This is a genomic window from Shewanella sp. S23-S33 (assembly GCF_043359565.1).
Taxonomy (GTDB): domain Bacteria; phylum Pseudomonadota; class Gammaproteobacteria; order Enterobacterales; family Shewanellaceae; genus Shewanella; species Shewanella oncorhynchi.
The window spans coordinates 17,511-36,144 of the sequence record NZ_JBHFFD010000050.1; the positions used below are offsets into that span (position 1 = coordinate 17,511).

At 46.8% G+C, this 18,634-nt stretch carries 15 protein-coding genes; 7 read left to right on the forward strand and 8 right to left on the reverse strand.

The genetic code is table 11. The features are described from left to right. Positions 1–12: 12 nt before the first annotated feature. Entirely contained in the window at positions 13–519 is a 507-nt protein-coding gene (locus ACHA99_RS12950) for a DUF2141 domain-containing protein (RefSeq protein WP_393943159.1), read from the reverse strand. A 183-nt stretch (positions 520–702) separates the two neighbouring features. Between ACHA99_RS12950 and ACHA99_RS12955 the strand changes: the two genes are divergently transcribed. Further along, positions 703–1,896, forward strand: a complete 1,194-nt coding sequence (locus ACHA99_RS12955) for a sensor histidine kinase (protein ID WP_393943161.1) — start codon at positions 703–705, stop codon at positions 1,894–1,896. A 29-nt stretch (positions 1,897–1,925) separates the two neighbouring features. Beyond that, a complete protein-coding gene (locus tag ACHA99_RS12960; protein ID WP_105249831.1) occupies positions 1,926–2,576 on the forward strand; it encodes a response regulator transcription factor in 651 nt (216 codons plus the stop codon). A gap of 93 nt (positions 2,577–2,669) precedes the next feature. On the opposite strand, the gene hpf is transcribed toward ACHA99_RS12960, so the two are convergent. Next, positions 2,670–3,026: a ribosome hibernation-promoting factor, HPF/YfiA family gene (gene hpf / locus ACHA99_RS12965; RefSeq protein ID WP_028760784.1), complete on the reverse strand. Its 357-nt coding sequence runs from the start codon at positions 3,024–3,026 to the stop codon at positions 2,670–2,672. A gap of 248 nt (positions 3,027–3,274) precedes the next feature. Continuing rightward, positions 3,275–4,843 carry a PAS domain-containing methyl-accepting chemotaxis protein gene (locus ACHA99_RS12970; RefSeq protein WP_263180822.1) on the reverse strand — a complete coding sequence of 523 codons (1,569 nt, stop codon included), beginning with the start codon at positions 4,841–4,843 and terminating at the stop codon, positions 3,275–3,277. Positions 4,844–5,271: 428 nt separating this feature from the next. Here ACHA99_RS12970 and ACHA99_RS12975 point away from each other — a divergent pair, with 428 nt between their 5' ends. From ACHA99_RS12975 to ACHA99_RS12995, 5 genes are all read left to right on the forward strand, one after another. Further along, a complete protein-coding gene (locus ACHA99_RS12975; protein WP_212600001.1) occupies positions 5,272–5,646 on the forward strand; it encodes a DUF3649 domain-containing protein in 375 nt (124 codons plus the stop codon). A 1-nt stretch (position 5,647) separates the two neighbouring features. Further along, positions 5,648–7,318 (forward strand): PepSY-associated TM helix domain-containing protein, encoded by a 1,671-nt coding sequence (locus ACHA99_RS12980; protein WP_393943164.1) that lies wholly within the window; start codon positions 5,648–5,650, stop codon positions 7,316–7,318. Next, positions 7,315–7,665, forward strand: coding sequence for a DUF3325 domain-containing protein (locus ACHA99_RS12985; RefSeq protein WP_113940646.1), 351 nt, complete (start codon positions 7,315–7,317; stop codon positions 7,663–7,665). Before ACHA99_RS12980 ends, ACHA99_RS12985 begins: the two co-directional genes overlap by 4 nt. A gap of 87 nt (positions 7,666–7,752) precedes the next feature. Next, positions 7,753–8,190, forward strand: coding sequence for an OsmC family protein (locus ACHA99_RS12990; protein WP_131523019.1), 438 nt, complete (start codon positions 7,753–7,755; stop codon positions 8,188–8,190). Positions 8,191–8,414: 224 nt separating this feature from the next. Continuing rightward, complete coding sequence (locus ACHA99_RS12995; protein WP_306682751.1) at positions 8,415–8,855, forward strand: hypothetical protein; 441 nt, start codon at positions 8,415–8,417, stop codon at positions 8,853–8,855. Positions 8,856–8,961: 106 nt separating this feature from the next. Here ACHA99_RS12995 and ACHA99_RS13000 read toward each other — a convergent pair whose 3' ends face one another. From ACHA99_RS13000 to thrA, 5 genes are all read right to left on the reverse strand, one after another. Further along, a complete protein-coding gene (locus tag ACHA99_RS13000) occupies positions 8,962–12,246 on the reverse strand; it encodes a S41 family peptidase (protein ID WP_393943167.1) in 3,285 nt (1,094 codons plus the stop codon). 345 nt (positions 12,247–12,591) lie between these two features. Then, a complete protein-coding gene (locus ACHA99_RS13005; RefSeq protein WP_393943169.1) occupies positions 12,592–13,449 on the reverse strand; it encodes a substrate-binding periplasmic protein in 858 nt (285 codons plus the stop codon). A 240-nt stretch (positions 13,450–13,689) separates the two neighbouring features. Then, on the reverse strand, positions 13,690–14,973 hold the full coding sequence (thrC, locus tag ACHA99_RS13010; protein ID WP_198572120.1) for a threonine synthase: 1,284 nt from the start codon (positions 14,971–14,973) through the stop codon (positions 13,690–13,692). A gap of 71 nt (positions 14,974–15,044) precedes the next feature. Further along, on the reverse strand, positions 15,045–16,007 hold the full coding sequence (thrB, locus tag ACHA99_RS13015) for a homoserine kinase (RefSeq protein WP_393943171.1): 963 nt from the start codon (positions 16,005–16,007) through the stop codon (positions 15,045–15,047). Beyond that, on the reverse strand, positions 16,004–18,472 hold the full coding sequence (gene thrA, locus ACHA99_RS13020; RefSeq protein ID WP_393943173.1) for a bifunctional aspartate kinase/homoserine dehydrogenase I: 2,469 nt from the start codon (positions 18,470–18,472) through the stop codon (positions 16,004–16,006). Before thrA ends, thrB begins: the two co-directional genes overlap by 4 nt. Between the last annotated feature and the right edge of the window lie 162 nt (positions 18,473–18,634).

Below are 18,634 nucleotides of genomic sequence, written 5' to 3' on the forward strand. Positions count from 1 at the left end.
TGCAGCCCCCTCTTAGCGAATATGTATAGTGATTTGAGTATCGGCCTGCAAACTAATGCTGGCGTCTTTAAAGCTCGCAGGTCCAAAACTGCCGGCGTTATTGCTAAAACCATAGCCTTCACTCGGCACACCTAACATATTGGTATCTAAGCTGTGATTACCGTTTTCATCGTGAAAGACCTTGACCGCATATTGGCCATCGGCGAGATCGCTAAATACCAGCCTATGCTCTGTCTTAGTGACGGGCTTTATCATAGATGCGCAGGGATTGTGGCCTGCGGCGTAATCCTCGGCATTGGCGTAGAGCTCCACCATCAAGGCGCCGGTTTGTACTTGAATATTATCGATATCCACAGTCAAGGCATGTGTCTGGCTGCCTTTGGACATGGAGCCTGCCGACATACTTCCTGCAGACAAGAGTAAGCAAGCTAAGCCTGCGCCCCAAATCGCTGATAACGTCCTTTTCGTCTTATTAGCTTGGCGAACCTGTGTTGTCATAGCCGAGTTCATGTGTTTCATGTCTTACTCCTGTTATTTGCGCTGATAAGTAACTGCGATGGAGTTAGCTTAAAAAATCACAGGACGAAAAACAGGTGCCAAAAGTCATGAAACAAAAATTTAACAAGATGACTTTTGGCATAGTGACATCTGGCGGTGATACCCTAGAATGGTCGGTGGAATTGGATTAAGGAATCGTCATTCGTGCTAGAAAATCGATTAGCGAAAGAAGAGAGCATGTTAATTGCCGCAGGAGTGCTCACTTGGGCATTAGTCGCTTGGGTTGGGATAAACCAAGCCGCATTACATACATGGCAAGGCATTCTCAATGTAACACTTTATGGGCTGTATTTAGTGCAATTTATACTGATAGCTACCGATAAAGTTGCGCATAATAATATTCGACTTCGCCGCATAACCACGCTAGCAATGCCCTTGATCGTACTGAGCTTATTACTCACGGCAAACCATGCATTGCTGCCGATCCTCTTCGTCATTTGGGCGTCACTGTTGCCTGAGTTTTTCAATCGCCGCCAAGCCATTTCACAGCTAGTGTTGGTCAATGTTGTTTATTACCTACTGCAGCAATGGCAATTTCATGAACAATGCAATGTGTTCAATATTTTGATTTATCTTGGTTTTCAATTCTTTGCCTACAGCAGTAGCCAAGCAAGGCTTTCTGAACGTAAATCACGTTTGATACAAGAACAGCTAAACCAACAGCTTATTGCCACTCGCGCGCTGCTGAGCCAAGCCAGCGAACAGCAAGAAAGATTAAGGATATCACGCGATTTGCACGACATTCTCGGCCACCAACTCACAGCGCTTTCCCTGCAATTGGAAGTACTAAGCCATACAGCGCCAGAGGAGCTCAAACCTCAAGTTAACCAAAGTAAATCCTTAGCTAAAGAGCTACTTGAAAGTATTCGCGCCGTCGTCAGGGCGCAAAGAGTGCAAGTCGGATTGGATTTAGTCCCACCTTTAGAGGCACTGATGACCCGCTTACCCAACGTGACTCTTAACTGCAAAGGGATGAAGCCACTGCAATCAGCCGAACTGACTCAGGCACTACTGTTAGTGCTGCAGGAAGGCATCAGCAACGCCGTTCGTCACGGCAAGGCGAATCAACTGCAATTGAGCATGCAAGACTCCCAAAGCGCGCTGGTATTGCAACTAAGCGACAACGGCATGGGGCTAACACGGGGATCCGCGCGAAACGCATCAGCTAAAAGCGGCACTGGGCTAAACGGTACAGGACAGTTCGGCACTGGGCAGTTCGGTACTGGGCTCGGCGGCATGCAGGAAAGGCTACAACCCTTTAATGGCACCTTGGAGTTAAGGGCAAATGACTCGGCGTCCGGTTGCCAACTCACCTTCACACTCCCTGCACTCGCTTAACTTTTTATTAAAAACGCTTTGGGATCACTATGGATACGCAAAACAACATCATCAGTGTCGGTTTAGTGGAAGATCAGCAATTGGTTCGCCAAGGGATCGCCAGCCTGCTCGCTATTTCCGACAACATTCGCGTGTTATGGCAAGCCGAAGACGGTCAAGATGCACTCAAAAAGCTTGCCAGCAATCCCGTCGATGTGCTGCTCAGTGATATCCGTATGCCAAATCTTGATGGTATCGCCATGCTCAAACAGATACGGCAAAGTGCCAATCGCTTACCTGTCATCATGTTAACCACCTTCGACGACAGTGAGTTATTCCTCAATAGTTTACAGGCGGGAGCCAACGGCTTTTTGCTCAAGGACGTGTCACTCGACAAGTTACTGCACGCCATCGAAACCGTCGCCAAAGGCGGCTACTTGATAGAGCCTTCGGTGCTCAAACAGATGAGTGAGCCTAAACCTGCACCTAGCATTGGGGTAACTAGAAATGAATTATTGTCGGAACGGGAGCGGGAAATTCTCAGTTTTATGGCAGGCGGCTTCTCCAATAAAGAAATCGCCAATGCGGTATTTTTAGCCGAGGGCACAGTGAAGAATCATGTCTCTAACATACTCACTAAACTCGATTGCCGAGACCGTACCCAAGCTGTGCTCAAGGGATTGCAACTGGCATTGATTTAACCCATTAGCATTAAACCAAACCCTATTGCCAACAAAAAGGGCCATTTAAGGCCCTTTTTGTGCTCATCTAAAGCGATGAGTTATGGCTAAAACCTAACGAAGATCCATCTCTTGGATAATTTCATGGGCAATAGCGGGCGTTGTACAGCTCGGGGTTTCATGCAAATCCGCTTTTAACTGACCTTTACGGTGCTTAAGTGCTGCATCTAATTTTTTCGATGCGGCTTTGATTGCTGGGTACATAACCTCATCGGTACCTGAAGCAGAAATACGGCTTCCTTCATAATTCGTACGAAGCTCAACCTGATACTCGCCATGCTCTTTCGCAATAATAATGTCCAGTGCGATCAGAGAGGGGAAATGGGTGGCGATTTTTGCAAATTTTTCGTTAACATCTTCTCTAATAGAATCAGTAACATCGACGTGGTGACCAGAAATATTTATTTTCATAGGTTGTCCCTTTTAGTGTCATTACTTTTATTTTTGCTTCACTAATAGAGCTTGGGGCATGCAGGATAAAACACAAGGGTTATTGGCAAATATTTCGGTCAACTCAGGTATTAGCATCTCCTAAATGTGACCTCCATCAAGAAGTCAAAAATAAAACAGCGAGAAAAACATGATTAAGTGATTGATTTATAAACAGGCATTAATAATAAATCAATCACAAAATGCAATACGACATAAGGTAAATACGCTTAATATTTACGTTGCACACTCTGCTGCCAAAACTGTTGGGACAAATGATGCGTCTTGGTCGATAAACGCGACACTTGATCACCCCGCGCTGCCGCATCGAGCGTCTGCTCTAAACTCTGCTGAGCCAAGTCGCTGATCACATGGATAGCTCGGCTAATTTCTGCGGCCACGGAAGTCTGCTGCGTCATCGCCGCCGCATTATCATCGCTCAAAGAGTTAATTCGCGAAATAGATGAAAGCAACTCGCCAAAAGCCACACTCGCATCTTGCGCTAAGCTTACCGAACGTTTTACCTGTTCCTGCCCCGCCATCATGGTCGAGGTAGCCCTTTGAGTGCTTTCCCTAAAACGGCTAACAATTAACTCAATTTGCGAGGTGGATTGGCTAGTACGGCTCGATAACTGCCTGACCTCATCGGCCACCACGGCAAAACCACGACCACTCTCCCCAGCCCGCGCCGCTTCAATTGCCGCATTTAAGGCTAATAAGTTAGTTTGGTCGGCAATGGCACGTATGACTTCGAGCACTTGGTGAATCGCACTGCTATCTTGTTCAATAGCTTGTACAACATCGGAAAAGTGGCTCACTTGCACACTTAACTGATGTATCGCATCAATAACCGTTTCTAAACGAGAATGCCCGCGTTGAGCCGCCTCATGGCTCGACACCATTTCCGAGGCTGTGCGATGAATGTTTCCCGTCACTTCAGCAAAACTGGCACTCATCTGCTCCATCGCAGTCGCAGCTTGCGTGGTTTGTTCACTCTGACTATCGGCATGCTCCCAAGTGTTTGTAATGGTTTGTTTAAGGCTGACACTTTGTGCTTGGATCTCACTGGCAGAATCAGCCATACGGCCAACAACGCCACCAATTTCAGTGATCAAAAAACGTAGGGCGAGGTCTAATTTACCGATCTCATCTTGGCGGCCGGTGTACACGCCCGTAGCAACGGGATCGTCAATAATGTTGGTTGCCATAGACACAAGCTTTTGCAGCGGCTGCATCAGGTAATACCATGCTAGGCACGCGAGACTCATCCCTACCATCGCGGCAACTATAGGGGAATAACTGGCAATCATCGCCGTAGCCGTAATCGAAACCAACATGGCCAGCAGTATTTTGCCACTGAAACCTAACCTATCTTTACGCAATACTTTAGGTTGCTTGCCCTGATTAATATCACGGTAAATACTCTCAGCGGCTTTAATCTGCTCAGGGGTAGCTTGGCGACGAACAGATTGATACTCATGAACTTTACCATCTTCATACACAGGCGCGACGTAGGCATTCACCCAATAATAGCCGCCCGTTTTGGTGCGATTTTTAACTATCCCCATCCAAGGTTTTCCCTGCTTAATTCGCTCCCAGAGGATCTTAAATGCAGCCGCAGGCATATCTTGATGGCGCACTATGTTATGTGGATTCCCTTGCAACTCAGCAACACTAAACCCACTGATCTGCGAAAAGGTCTGATTCACATATTTAATGTTTCCCTTCAGATCCGTCGTTGATAGTAAAATCGCATTATCTGACAGGTGTGTTTCACCATTTGTAGAATTTTTATGCATAGGGTTATCAGGCTAGGTCTCGGTAAAAAAGATAACGCATTCTGCCAAAACCGTCGTCTATCAAAATTGATAAAGCTCACATTGGCAGCATAAAAATTAACCTAACGCTAAACAAGCAGTAACCACTAAACACATATCAACAAATAAAAACAAACAATTGTGACAGGGCGCTCGTTACGCTACATACGTTAAACTCGTCACCCTACACTCGCTAAAGCAGATCAGCTTAAGATCACAAATTCACATTCGAATCTAAATGATATCGTTTATCATTTGAATTAACTAAGTTATACTTCTCGCGGTTAGCTATCTACTGCTATAGAAATGCATTTGTCGTTAAGCCAAAAAGCTCAAGCACACTTTGCAGAATCAACAGTAACGGATAGCCATAACAGACCCATATTGGCTCGAAATGAGAAGTGGCACTTATGTCTAATACACCCGCGTTTGAAACCTCAACGCAATCTTCTACAACCCAAATGCGCTCGTTCTCGCTGATTTCGCGGGGAATTGTGCAATGGTTTAAACAAGAGCAATCGCAGTTTGCCTTCAAAGTCTTTGCCCGTGCGAGTGCCGCTCTAGTGGCGGGTTATGTTGCGGCAGCAACCTTGGCTTGCCTGCTGACATTAGTGCTACCTATGCCGCGCTTTGAAAGCACGATAACAGCCAATATGTTAGCTTTCCTGTTTTATGCCATTGCTATTATTTATGCCTTTTGTGTGCGTAAAACCTGGCATGCGTGGCGAGATTTAGGCTTAGTGAGTTTGTTATGTTTTGGATTGATCAAGGTATGTGGGCAATAAGATGAAAGAGACATTTTTTAGAACTTTATCTTGGCTACATACCTGGGCAGGCTTGCTCGTATGTTGGGTATTATTGTTGATCTTTTTTGCGGGTAGCTTGAGCTATTTTCGCCATGAGATCAGCCTTTGGAATGAACCCGAATTACATAAAGGGGTTTATCAAGACTACCGAGCCGATACCCTCGAAAACCAATTAGATAAAGGTCAAAGTTACATAGAAGCGCATTCGCCGGCAACAGCGCAGCGCTGGATGATAGGTTTTCCAACTGAACGAACCCCCTTTCAAAGCGTTAGCTGGCAACTGCCACCAGAAAAAGGTCAGCGTCGTGGCAAGACTGAAGAACATGTAGCCTTAGCAGATGGCAGCGGCATGATCTCTGAAGTGCGTGAGAGTCGCGGCGGTGATTTCTTCTATCGTCTGCACTTTGACTTGCACTATATGTCCGCTATTACAGCGCGTTATATCGTCGGCGTTTGCACTATGTTTATGCTGATCGCCCTTATCAGTGGCATAGTGATCCACAAACGGATCTTCAAAGATTTGTTCAGTTTTAGACGGGATAAAGGCGCTCGCTCTTGGCTAGACGCGCACAATGTGAGCTCTGTCATCGCCCTGCCCTACCATTTGATGATCACTTATACAGGGCTTATTACCCTAATGCTTATCTATATCCCATGGACGGTTAATACCGCCTATTCGGGTGATAACCAAGCTTTTTTAAAAGAACTTAATCCCGCCAGACAAACCGAGAAAGCCGCGGGGATTAGTGCGCCACAGGTGCAACTGAGCCAATTACTACCTCAAGTGAAAGCCGCATGGGGCGATGCGCCAATTAAGCAAGTGATAGTGTCATACCCTAAAGATCAAAATAGCCAAGTGACCTTTTACCAAAACACAGGTAAAGATGTGACCGATGAAGCCAATATTTTGATATTCAACGGGATAAATGGTGAGCTTAAATATGCCAGCCCGCACGAAGCCTCAGGAGCCTCCGCGACTTACGATACGATGATGTCGCTGCACACGGCACGTTTTGCCGCCCCGCTGCTAAGATTTTTATTCTTTTTCTGCGGTTTATTAGGCTGCGCTATGATCGCGACAGGCACTTTGATGTGGGCCATTCGTCTACGTCAAAAACAGCAAAAATTGATCGATAAAGGCGAGAAACCAAGCTTTGGATTACGTTTAGTTGAAGGGTTAAACTTCATGTTTATCTTAGGACTACCCTTAGGCACTGTAGCCTTCTTTTATGCCAATCGTCTCTTATCGACAAGTTTTGCAAGCCGCTCTGAATGGGAAGTTCACAGTTTCTTTATCGCGTTAGCGGCAATGGGAGTTTGGGCTTTCTTGGGTCGTTCACGTCGCCAGTGGCAAACCGCATTACGACTCACAGGGATTTTGTGCTGTGCGCTGCCCGTGCTCAATGCCTTCACATCACCAAGCAATATCATCGACAATATCCAATCCCATCAATGGGCTTTAGTCGGATTTGACGTGCTCGCAGTGCTACTTGGTGGCGCTATGCTATTTGCCAGTAAAAGAGTGACTTTGATTGCTAAGGCCCCCACTAAACACCCAGAAAAAGCAAAAAATGCACGTAGAAGCGAATCCCAAACATCCCTTGCCAGCGACCTTAGCTCGTCATCTTCATTGGAGGAAGCCAAATCATGATGCCAGAATTTATTCCCCTACTTGGGATCTTAGGTTTGAGTTATCTTTCCCTCGCCCTGTTTGCCTTAGCTAAATTTGGTCACTTCAAGGATGTGTTCAATCGTCCACCAGCACAATGGCAAAGTCGTTTGCTAACCTTGTTTGCTTGGTTACTACTAGCATTTAGCTTAAGTGCCTGCGCGAGCGATCAAGGCTGGGCTTACGGGAGCATTTTGTTTATGGGAATAATTTCCCTCGCGGCAATGCTGGTCATCCTAACGTTAAGCTACAGCCCGCGCCATTTACCGATAGGAATCGTCACTGGCAGCGTGCTCACTGGCACTCTATTACTGAGTGCTGGGATCTAATGTCCAGCTAACACTGGCATGGCGATCATGGCTAAGTGAGCACCGCTAGGCTATAGTGCCCTGATGTCCTTCAGATAGGAGAAAATAATGGGCTTTAACTTAACGGTTAACTGGCAAACCTCGCCCGCCGAAGAAGGCGAATTTTGTCGAGACCACAGTATTACCTTTGGCAGCGGCCAGACGATTCAAGCCTCGTCGGCACCGGAATACAAAGGCAATGGGCAAAATGTCAATCCAGAGGAAAGCCTGTTGGCTGCATTATCCTCATGCCATATGTTGACCTTTCTAGCGATTGCGCATCTTAAGCGCTTACCTGTAACCTCCTATGTGGATAATGCCACTGCAGAGCTGGGTAAAAACGATGCGGGCAAGTTGGCCGTGACAAAGATGGTGCTCAATCCTAAGGTCATTTTCGCTGAAGGGGTCGAAGTCAGCCAAGAAACCCTTGAGAAAATTCACGAGAAAGCACATGCAAATTGCTTTATCGCTAATAGTTTAGCAACAGATATTCAAATCAAGTTTTAGGATTTGAGTAGATCTTTATGGCCCGCTGATGGTTTTCCTAAGCGGGCTTTTTTATTGCCGCACCGTAACTCAATACCTGTCCGAATCATTGCTATCACCGAATTATCCGCGCCACCTAATCATCCACAGAGTCCAACTTTTCACCATTATTCAGCTCAGGTCCAGCTTTTAAACAGTACGATATAAGCCAATCTTAGCTTGGTATCATCTGTTGGAGTTAAAAGATGCACATTCAACCACTGCGAAATTCCCCGTCTGTCAGCCCACAAAAAAATGTCTCTACTGCTGAATTTGCACAGGTTAAAAATCCAGTTCAAACCAGCGCACCAGCATCAACTGATACAGTAACGCTTTCTAGCGATGCAAAACAATTGCCGGCAAATGCGCAAAAACCAGCAGAAATGCCAGCACTGAGGGATAACATAGAAACCTTAGTCGAATTGAAACACGCGAAGATGAAGTATCAAGTGATCGCCGACATGACCAATTTAGCGACAGGAACGAGCCAAGGGATTTCAGCGCCAACGGCCTATTATCTAAGCCATAACGAAGATGCGAGAGCAATGACAGTTAATCACCTTGCCCAACAACAGCAAGTGAACACTATGCAAACCTATGCGGAAACAAGTAAAAATGGGAATAGAAGTATTAATGAATGGGCATAAAAATGGGTGTTGTCTCGGGAACCAAGAGACAACACCCTAACTTTGTACGCGGACATGCTAGCCGAGATACCTTAAAATTCGGTTAAATACTGAATTTAAATATCAATTACTTAGCTTTAATATCCTGTGCCATACCTTTTACAGGCAAAGGTTGCACTTTTAAGGCTGGGATTGGCTGTTTAACCAACTCATCCTTCAAATAACTTATTGCAGTTTCAAGCTGCGCATCTTTGCCATTAAAGGTAGCGAAAGGTAAGTTATCAACTTCAATATCCGGCGTTACGCCATGGCCTTCAAGCACCCAGCGGCCATCCATTGCATACTGTGGATACTCGGCCACCCGCGCCATCCCTTTATCGGTCAACGCATTTCGCCCAGATAACCACACACCCGCCCCTGCCGTTTGTTTACCAATTAAGGGCGCAATACCGAGTGCTTTAATCCCTGCGGAGAAGGTTTCGCCGTCGGAATAGGTCAGTTCATCGGTTAACACCACTAAATGACCACGGAAAGTTTGTTGCATATTGGTGTTTGGCGTGCCGTGGGTCGGTTGCCAAAACGCCCAAGCGCGGCGTAGTAACTTCTCAATAATCCAACTGTCAATATTGCCACCACGGTTACGGCGAACATCGATAATCAAACCTTCTTTATCGTAGTTGGCATAAAACTCACGGGCGAAACTTTCAATATCACCACCGCCCATGGCATATAAGTGCAAATAACCCATCTTGCCCTGACTTGCATCTTCGACCACTGCCGCGTTATGGCTCACCCAATCTAAGTAACGTAATTGACTGTCCACCACAGCGCTAACGGGCATGACGATGGTTTTATGGGTTTGGCTACCACGCTTAAGCTGTAGTAATACTTGCTTATCCTGTTGATTGCGTAAATGACGCGTGACGTCGGCCACATTTGCCACTGGCGTGCCATTGATAGCCAGTAACATATCACCTTCTTTAGCATCGACTTCGATACGATTTAACGGTGAAGCATTAGCAGGTAGCTCAGGATCGTTACTGTAAATGTGCGCGATTTTAACGCCATCTACCGTTTGTTGTAGGCGCGCGCCAAGGCTTGCCGCTTTAGCCGCATCGGGATCTTGAGGTATGTCACCACCGCGCACCTGTGAGTGCAAAGAATCTAACTCGCCCATCATTTGCATGAAGATGTCATTCAGTTCGTTACGATCGGTCAGGCGGTCGAGCAAAGGTTGATACTTAGCTTTGGTCGCTTGCCAATCGAGGCCGCGCATTTTTTTGTCGAAGAAAGATTCTCGGTGCATCAACCACGCATCTTCAAACATTTGCTGCCATTCAAGCTGCGGAGAAATCGCTAGCTGCCATTGTTCCGTTTGCACTTTGGCATTATCCGTATCGCCTAATTTATCGCCGCCATCAACAATCAGGAGTGATTTCTCATTACTGTGCTTACGTAGCATCAGCTTTTTACCATCGGCAGAAACCTCATATTGGCCAATGTCCTCGGCAAAAACCTCGGCTTTGGGGCTTAATCGGTCAAATTTGATGGTCATTAAATTAGGAGCGACATCGTCGCCAATAGCTTGATCTAACAAATAAAGTCTATCATCGACGACGCGCAGCTTACTGTAATTGCCTGAATCGACAGGCACTTGCCATAAACGCTGAGAGATCCCTGCCCAATCGATTTTTACTGGACTCGGTTTATCCTTAGCATCGGTTTCTTCAACTTGATTCGATTCGAGTTCATTGGGTTTACTAAAGGGGAATTTGGCATTTTTGACCAGTGCGATGGCAAAAATTTGGCTGCGTTTATCAAACACTGGGCCCATATTTCTATCGCCCCAAGGTGAACTTGGTGTTGCGCTGAATTGGCGATTCGATAGGAAATATAGCCACTGGCCGTCACTGCTAAAGGTTGGCGAATAGGACTCGTATTTGTCACTGGTGAGCGTCTCGGCCTTATTTTCATCCACAGAATACAGGACGATTTGCGGACGTTGTTTACCGATTTCCGACTTAGTTAATGCAATAAAACGGCTGTCACTGGACCAGCGGATATCGGCGTAAGGCCCAAGTCCCTCACCGTTAGTGATGATTTTTTTATTGGTATTTTTCTTTAAGTCGAGCAGCCACACGTTACCATCGTTATCGTCATGGGCGATAAATCGACCGTCACTGGACAAATTAAGACTCATTCTTAAAGTATGGCCGTCTTTGGTTAACTGTTTAGCGCCACTGCTGCCATCAGCAGGGAATTGCCAAATTTCTTGCTGACCTGTCATGTCGCTAATTGCATAAACCGACTTGCCATCTTGGCTCAACACAGCTTCCCTTACGCGATAAGTCCCCGGCAGTGCAACTTGAACTAAACGCGAGCCATCAATACCCGCGATCGCCACGTGGCTGCGGGCGGTGATCACTACTTTATCGCCAGCGGGGGCCAAATTAGTTGAAGAAGCGTAATCCATAGGATCTTTTACCCAATGCTCGCGGCGCTCGGCAAAATCGGAAATGAGTTCAATATTGAGTAACGAGTCTTTAGCGGCCGCAATATCAAACACATGGATATCCGCACCCAACTGGAATACCACTTTGCCTTGGTCCATCCGCGCACCGCGGACCTGCCAATCTTTAAATTGAGTTAACTGTTTTGCATCTGAACCATCGAGCGCACTCGACCAGAGGTTGTCGTTGCCATCGCTGTCGCTAATAAAATAGAGTCTGTCCTGCCATAGCATAGGTTGGCGCACTGAGCCGTCGTGTTGGCCGCTGAGCAACTGTGCTTCGGTTTTGCTGCCGAGTTTAAAGCGCCATAATTCACCTTTTGCGCCGCCACGGTACACTTTGGCATTATCGCCAGTCACTTGCAGACCAAAGCGGGTGAAGTACACGTATTCGTTGCGATCATCAATCACACCTTCAACTGCATCGGCTAAGGGTAAATCTGTGGTGGTGAGGGTTTGAGGATCGACGCTGCGCAGCATCCAATTATTAGCAGGACCAAAGCCCGTGTCGGTGGAATATAAAATCTCGCCTTTGGCAGTCCAGCCCTGAACTCGTACACGGCTATTCTCAAAACTCACCCGTTTAGCCACACCGCCCGTAATGGGGATCACATACACTTCGCTCGCGCCTTCATAGTTGGCAACATAAGCAACCCACTTACCGTCGGCCGAAATAGTCGCCCCTAGCTCTTCCGCAGGTAAACTCGTTAAGCGAGTCGCCGCTTTTTGACCTAAGGTCTGAGTCCATAAATCCCCTTCTGCAGTAAAGACTAAGGTTTGATCGTGCAACACTGGCGCACGGTAATACCCTTGATTGCTCACCGCATCGGCAGCGATGGTTTGGAACGCTGTTAATGTGCCAAGGGCAAGCATGCAGCAGGCGACAGAATGGCGAAGTTTCATGTATGACCTCTATCCTATTGTTATTTTTAGCAATAGACTCTTTACTACGAGATTTTGCTAGCAGATTTAGCGAAGAAATTCTTGCCATGGGCTTTTGTAAAAACCACAATCAAGTCCAAAGCATGACAATTGAGCCCAACAAGCTAGCAGAATTTGATAGAGAGTTCAGTAACTTCAAGTCAGAGAAGTTTTAGCAAATGTGTCACATCTTAAATCGCGGAGGAGCAACTGAATAAAAGACAAGATTCTTTAGAGGAAAACATCAAAGATCATAGCGTTACCATATTGCACTAGGATAAAAATATACCAGAGTCGGACATGAGTGGCTAACGTGAAGGGCTAATGTTAAGGGCTGACATACAGCGTCTTTAGCGGACTGTTTAGGCGGCTCATATTAGACTGTTTCGCCAGTGTCATTTGTTGCCATTTATTGATCACTCGTGCAATTTCACCGCTATCTATCAATGCCTTAATCGCATGATTAAACTGCTCTAACTGGCTTGTCTTGATACTCGCTTTACTGAACATTAAATGAATATGGTTTTGATCTAACACTAACTTAAGTGGTACTAGCTTGATGCGTTGATGCTGGCTGGCAATATAGGGCATGGCTAAGGTATCTCCGACTATCATATCTCCCCTACCGTAGATAAGCATTTGCACAGACTTATTTGAGTCGGGACTTAATACTAACAAGTGCTCCTGCTCTAATCGATATTGAGATTCTTGATAATCTGCACCATACCAACCGCTAGAAGGGACAAGTAGACGCAATTTTTGGGTAAAAATGTCCTCCCATTTATCGATATTAATCTGATCTTTTTGCTCATCGAGTACAAATAAGCGCAGCTCTTCATCCCGGTAATAGGTTGAAAAAAGAGCATAGTTTTGACGTTCATCCGTCATAGTCGCTCCCATCAACACATCTAACTGTCCTGCTCGCAACATCTGATGCGAGCGCTTAGCGGGCACATTAATAAAATGAACTTCACAACCAAGATACACTGCAAATGCCCGCATCAGATCCACATCTAAGCCTTGGGCTTCTCCTTGAGGATCTTGCCAAGCATAGGGAGGCCAATCGTTGTAACCGACTTTAATCGTGTTCTTACAAGGTAAAGGGCTATTGACCTGCGACGCACTTACAGCGGGCAAGACTAAAAAAAGCATAAATAAGACAGGAACGTATTTAAACCATGGCATAGGCTAAGTTACTTGCCTCTTAAGTTGATGATCCTCTCTTGATTAAGATGAAGTATAACGATTCAGCGTCAGACTTCCGCGAGGGAGTTCTACCTCAGTAAGCGTAGTTGTCACTTAGATAGCGCGCCATAAACACCGACGAGATCACAGTAATTAGCCTAAAAAAGGGAGCCAAGCTCCCTTCCTGCTTTTACGCCATGTTATTCCACTGCTAGGCAGACATCAGTAGGGCTAAAGCCCTTAAGCTAATATTTTGAATAAATGCACTTTTAATGCAGCAAAATCTGCCGCTAATTCCGCGGATAAGATGGGCTTACTCGCAACAGCTTCAAGCTCAGGCGGCAAGGGTAAGTTAAGCGTTAATTCTCTATCCACAACATCCTTAAATTTAGCGGGATGCGCCGTCCCCAAGAATATGCCCACTTCATCGGGCACTAAGGTTAAAGATAAGGCCTTAGCTGCAATCGCCGCATGGGGCTCAGACACATAACCCTGTGCATGCAACTCAGCTAATGCCTGTGACGTTTGTTCCTCCGATAAGCGAATACCCACTAAGCTACTCAGTGGCCAGCCTAATTTCTCACAAATGGCTTCCACACGCGGCCAGTTACTGGGTTCACTCACATCCATGGCATTGGACATAGTCGCTTGAGTCGGATTGGGCTGCCATTGGCCATTGTCTAAATAACGCGGCACAGTATCGTTGGCATTGGTCGCGGCAATAAAGCGTTTAACTGGTAATCCCATCGCTTTAGCGAATAAACCTGCGGTGAGGTTGCCAAAGTTACCACTTGGCACTGAAATCACAGGATCGGCTTCATGGCGTTGTTTAGACTGGGCAACCGCTTCAAAGTAATAGCAAATTTGCGCGAGTAAGCGGCTGATGTTGATAGAATTTGCCGAGTTTAAGCTCAACCCATCGCGGACTTCGGGATCATCAAAGGCGCGCTTAACCAGATCTTGGCAGGCATCGAAATCGGACGAGACGGCAACTGTATGGATATTCTTGCCCAAAGTCGTGAACATCTTTTCCTGTAGTTCACTGATCTTGCCCTTAGGATAGAGCACCACCACATTGACTTTCTCAAGCCCATAAAAAGCATCGGCAACCGCGGCGCCAGTGTCGCCCGAGGTCGCAGTCAAAATGGTTAAGCGCGTGTCGCCCACAAAGGTATTAACGCATTGCGCCATAAAACGCGCCCCAAAATCTTTAAACGCCAGTGTTGGACCGTGGAATAATTCGAGGCAGGCACGCTGCTCATCGACGGCAACCAAAGGTAAATCAAAGTTAAAGGCACGCTCAACTAATTCATCGACCGCATCTTGGCCTAACTCAGAGGCAAGCCATGCGCCGAGTACTTTTTTACTGCGCTCAACGAATGGCAACGCCAGCAGCCCTTCAATATCGTCTAGTACGGGTATTTGACTAGGAAAGAACAAACCTCTGTCTTTACCTAACCCCAGTTGTACCGCTTCTTTAAAGCTCACTTTCTGCGAAGGGTGTTTTAAATTATATAGTTCCATGCTCAACTCAACCTTTTGATGCTAAACCTTAAATGCTAATTTGGGGTACTTAGTCTTAGCTAAATTAACTATTAATCGACTCTACGCGTGCCTTGCTCATCGAGGCGACACACGTGGGCAAAGCCACCCACCTCGGTGAGATAATGCTGTTCTAACCAGGCTTTAGCGGTATTTGCCGTGGCTAAATCATCGGTAATCGAAAACAACGTTGGGCCGCTGCCAGAAATCCCCGTAGTCAACATGCCTAAATCGGCTAAAGCGGCTCTGGCCTTGTCGTAACCCGGAATCGCGGCGGCGCGATAGGGCTCGGCTAACACATCCTTTAATACGCTGATAGCAAGCTTGGCATTCTGCTGGTAAGACGCATGAACAAAGGCGCTTAAATAACGGCCAAAATCGATAGTGACACTTTTATCATATTGATCTGGCATGAGTTTGCGCATCATTGCCGTTGAAAGTGAAATCCCTGGATAGGCCACAACCCAATACCATTCTTTAAAACTCGGTATCGCTTCACAGACAGTGCCCGGCACATTGAGCATCAATTGCATGCCGCCCAAATAACAGGGGGCAACGTTGTCATAGTGCACACTACCGCTGATCTTCCCTTCAAACTCGCCCATCAGTTCCAGCAGTGCTTGCTCGTTATAGGGTCTATCAAAATGTTCATTCAGGGCATATAACGCCGCCACGACAGAGCTGGCACTCGACCCTAACCCACTACCGACTGGCAGGTTCTTTTCCAATGTCAGCGCTACGCCTTCATCTGCTTTACCAAGCGCTTCTAAATACTCCTTACTCATGGCTGTTAAGAAGAATTCGGCACATTGGTACACAATATTGTCTTGCGGATTATCAGGCAGTTTATGGGCCCAGGCGCCAGTCTGCATAAGACTCACACCCGACGCTGCCGCGGCGATAGTCACTCTATCGCCCAGTAAACTACCATCAATCGGCGCTAATGCTGCACCGAGTAAATCAAATCCGACGCCCACGTTACCCATAGAGGCTGGAGCGTAAACGGTCAAACTCATACACTCACCTCACGAGTCCAATTCAAGGTTCTTAATACATCGGCAAAGGCACCAGCAGCGGTCACTTCAGTCCCTGCGCCATAGCCGCGTAGCACAAAGGGAATGGGCTGATAATAGCGGCTATAGAACGCCAAGGCATTTTCACCGCCTTTAACGCTATAAAGCGGATCCTGTGCATCCACTTCGGCGATACGCACACGGCACACACCATCCTCAATTTGCCCAACATAACGCAGCACTTTACCTTGGGCTTTGGCCTGCGCCACTTTTGCGGCAATTGCAGCATCAACTTGCGGTAATCGTGCCATAAAGCTTTCAACATCACCTGAATCATCAAACTCGGCTGGCAATACAGATTCAACCTGCACGTCACTGAGCTCTAACTTTAGTCCCACTTCACGGGCAAGAATGAGCACCTTACGCGCCACATCCATACCACTCAAATCATCACGGGGATCGGGCTCAGTAAAACATTTTTCCCGTGCCAGACCAGTCGCTTCAGAAAGCGTCATACCTTCATCGAGCATGCCGAAGATAAAGGATAAAGAGCCCGATAAAATACCGTTAAATTTATGCAGTTTGTCACCCGCAAATAACAGTTTTTTCAGGTTATCGATCACAGGTAAACCCGCACCGACTGTGGTTTCGTATAAGAATTGGCGACGCTGTTTTAAGGCTGTTTGACGCAGTGCTTGATAATAAGCATAATCGCGAGTGTTCGACTTTTTATTGGGCGTGACCACATGCAAACCAGAGTTCATCACATCCAAATACAGATCCGATACTTGCTCGCTCGAAGTGCAATCCACCAGCACAGGATTCAGTAATTGTTGCTCTTTCACCCATGCAAGTAACGCTGGAATATCACAGGCTTGCTGACTATCGGAAAGCAAACTAGACCAGTTGCTTAAATCGATGCCTGCGCTGTCGAGTAACATCTTGTTCGAATTCACTATGCCGCAAACACGGATACTGATGTGCTGCTCTTTGAGCATGGCAGACTGTTGTTTTATCTGTTCGAGCAGGCCTGCCCCTACATTGCCGCAACCCACTAAAAACACATCTAAATATTGCTGCACATCGAAAAAGCCTTGATGACAAGCCGCCACCGCATGCTTAGTCTTACGCTGCTCGATCACTGTCGAAATCGAGCGCTCGGACGAACCTTGGGCGATGGCGATAATGTTCACGCTTGCCTGTGCTAACGCTTGGAAGAAACGCGCCGCCACCCCTTTATGGGTGCGCATGCCATCACCAATCAAGGACACAATTGCCAGTTCATGGCGCATAGCGATAGGTTCAAGCAAGTCACTTTTTATTTCTAATTCGAACTCTTGCTCTAAGGCCCATTTCACTTTGGCCGAGTCAGACGTCGCCACACAGAAACTAATACTATATTCAGAAGAACTTTGAGTGATTAAAGACACAGACACGCCGCTGCGGGAAATCGCAGCTAAAGTACGGCTCGCCATGCCAACCATGCCCTTCATGCCTGGGCCTGAAATATCGAACATGGTTTGGTTATCTAAATTGGAGATAGCTTTAACCTGCAAGCCGGTTTCATCGGCTTGGTTTGATACCAGAGTGCCGGGCGCATCGGGGTTAAAACTGTTTTTGATATAACAGGGAATATGGAACTGGGCGATAGGCGCAATCGTCTTAGGATGCAGCACCTTAGCGCCAAAATAGGAGAGTTCCATCGCCTCTTGATAGCTGAGTTGTGATAACAGCTTAGCATCGGCAACTACCCTAGGATCGGTATTATAAACACCGTCAACATCGGTCCAGATTTCGCAGCTCGAAGCATCCAAACAGGCGGCGAGCACGGCAGCAGAATAGTCAGAACCATTACGGCCTAACGTCACCACTTTGCCCTGTTCATCGGCGGCGGTGAATCCCGGCATCACCCATACGCGTTTTTCACCTAATGCCAACGCGCGAAACCTTGGCTTACTCACAGCGATATCAACGACAGATTCTAACGGACGACCACGACCTAAAAATAAGGCGCGTGGGTCAAGCTGAGCCGAAGTGATCCCCTTTGATATCATCACTTGTTCCATCAAGGCTGCAGATAAACGCTCACCTGCGACCACGATTTCGGCGCGGATGCCATCGGGACACTCTTGCAGTAATCCGATACCACGTAATCTATCCTGCCAGATCACTAGCTGGGCATTGAGTCCAGAAAAAAGCTGTTCGCTTTGCTCACTCGACAACACTGAGTTAACGGCGTCTTGGTACAGCGAAGTAAATACCCGCTCAACGTGCTGCAGCACAGGTAAATATTCTTCACCTTTAACGGCTACGTCGACCATTTCTAATAAAGCATTCGTCACAGTTGCAGGGGCCGATAGCACTGTGGCTACGGGTTCTAGCTTAGATGACTTGGCAACGATATCCGCAGCCATCGAGAATCGCTGCCAATTTGCAAGCGAGGTACCACCAAATTTCATTACTTTCATCTTGTTCTCCTGTACCGCGCCCGACTTAGAAATAAGAGCTATAAACAAAAAAGCCCGCTTCTTTGTGGGAAGCGGGCTCATTGTTAAAATTCTTTAGGGTGTATCAGCCCGCCCCCACTGTTGTAGTGGTGGTTGTAATAATGGTAGTTACTACGAAACCTA

Excerpts from the sequence above, each read along its gene's own strand:
- ACHA99_RS12995 (WP_306682751.1), top strand. The coding sequence starts at position 8,415 with ATGCACATTCAACCACTGCGAAATTCCCCGTCTGTCAGCCCACAAAAA.
- thrB (WP_393943171.1), bottom strand. The coding sequence starts at position 16,007 with ATGAGTTTGACCGTTTACGCTCCAGCCTCTATGGGTAACGTGGGCGTC.
- ACHA99_RS12950 (WP_393943159.1), bottom strand. The coding sequence starts at position 519 with ATGAAACACATGAACTCGGCTATGACAACACAGGTTCGCCAAGCTAAT.
- thrC (WP_198572120.1), bottom strand. The coding sequence starts at position 14,973 with ATGGAACTATATAATTTAAAACACCCTTCGCAGAAAGTGAGCTTTAAA.
- ACHA99_RS13000 (WP_393943167.1), bottom strand. The coding sequence starts at position 12,246 with ATGAAACTTCGCCATTCTGTCGCCTGCTGCATGCTTGCCCTTGGCACA.
- hpf (WP_028760784.1), bottom strand. The coding sequence starts at position 3,026 with ATGAAAATAAATATTTCTGGTCACCACGTCGATGTTACTGATTCTATT.
- ACHA99_RS12960 (WP_105249831.1), top strand. The coding sequence starts at position 1,926 with ATGGATACGCAAAACAACATCATCAGTGTCGGTTTAGTGGAAGATCAG.
- ACHA99_RS12985 (WP_113940646.1), top strand. The coding sequence starts at position 7,315 with ATGATGCCAGAATTTATTCCCCTACTTGGGATCTTAGGTTTGAGTTAT.
- ACHA99_RS12980 (WP_393943164.1), top strand. The coding sequence starts at position 5,648 with ATGAAAGAGACATTTTTTAGAACTTTATCTTGGCTACATACCTGGGCA.
- ACHA99_RS12975 (WP_212600001.1), top strand. The coding sequence starts at position 5,272 with ATGTCTAATACACCCGCGTTTGAAACCTCAACGCAATCTTCTACAACC.
- ACHA99_RS12990 (WP_131523019.1), top strand. The coding sequence starts at position 7,753 with ATGGGCTTTAACTTAACGGTTAACTGGCAAACCTCGCCCGCCGAAGAA.
- ACHA99_RS13005 (WP_393943169.1), bottom strand. The coding sequence starts at position 13,449 with ATGCCATGGTTTAAATACGTTCCTGTCTTATTTATGCTTTTTTTAGTC.
- ACHA99_RS12970 (WP_263180822.1), bottom strand. The coding sequence starts at position 4,843 with ATGCATAAAAATTCTACAAATGGTGAAACACACCTGTCAGATAATGCG.
- thrA (WP_393943173.1), bottom strand. The coding sequence starts at position 18,472 with ATGAAAGTAATGAAATTTGGTGGTACCTCGCTTGCAAATTGGCAGCGA.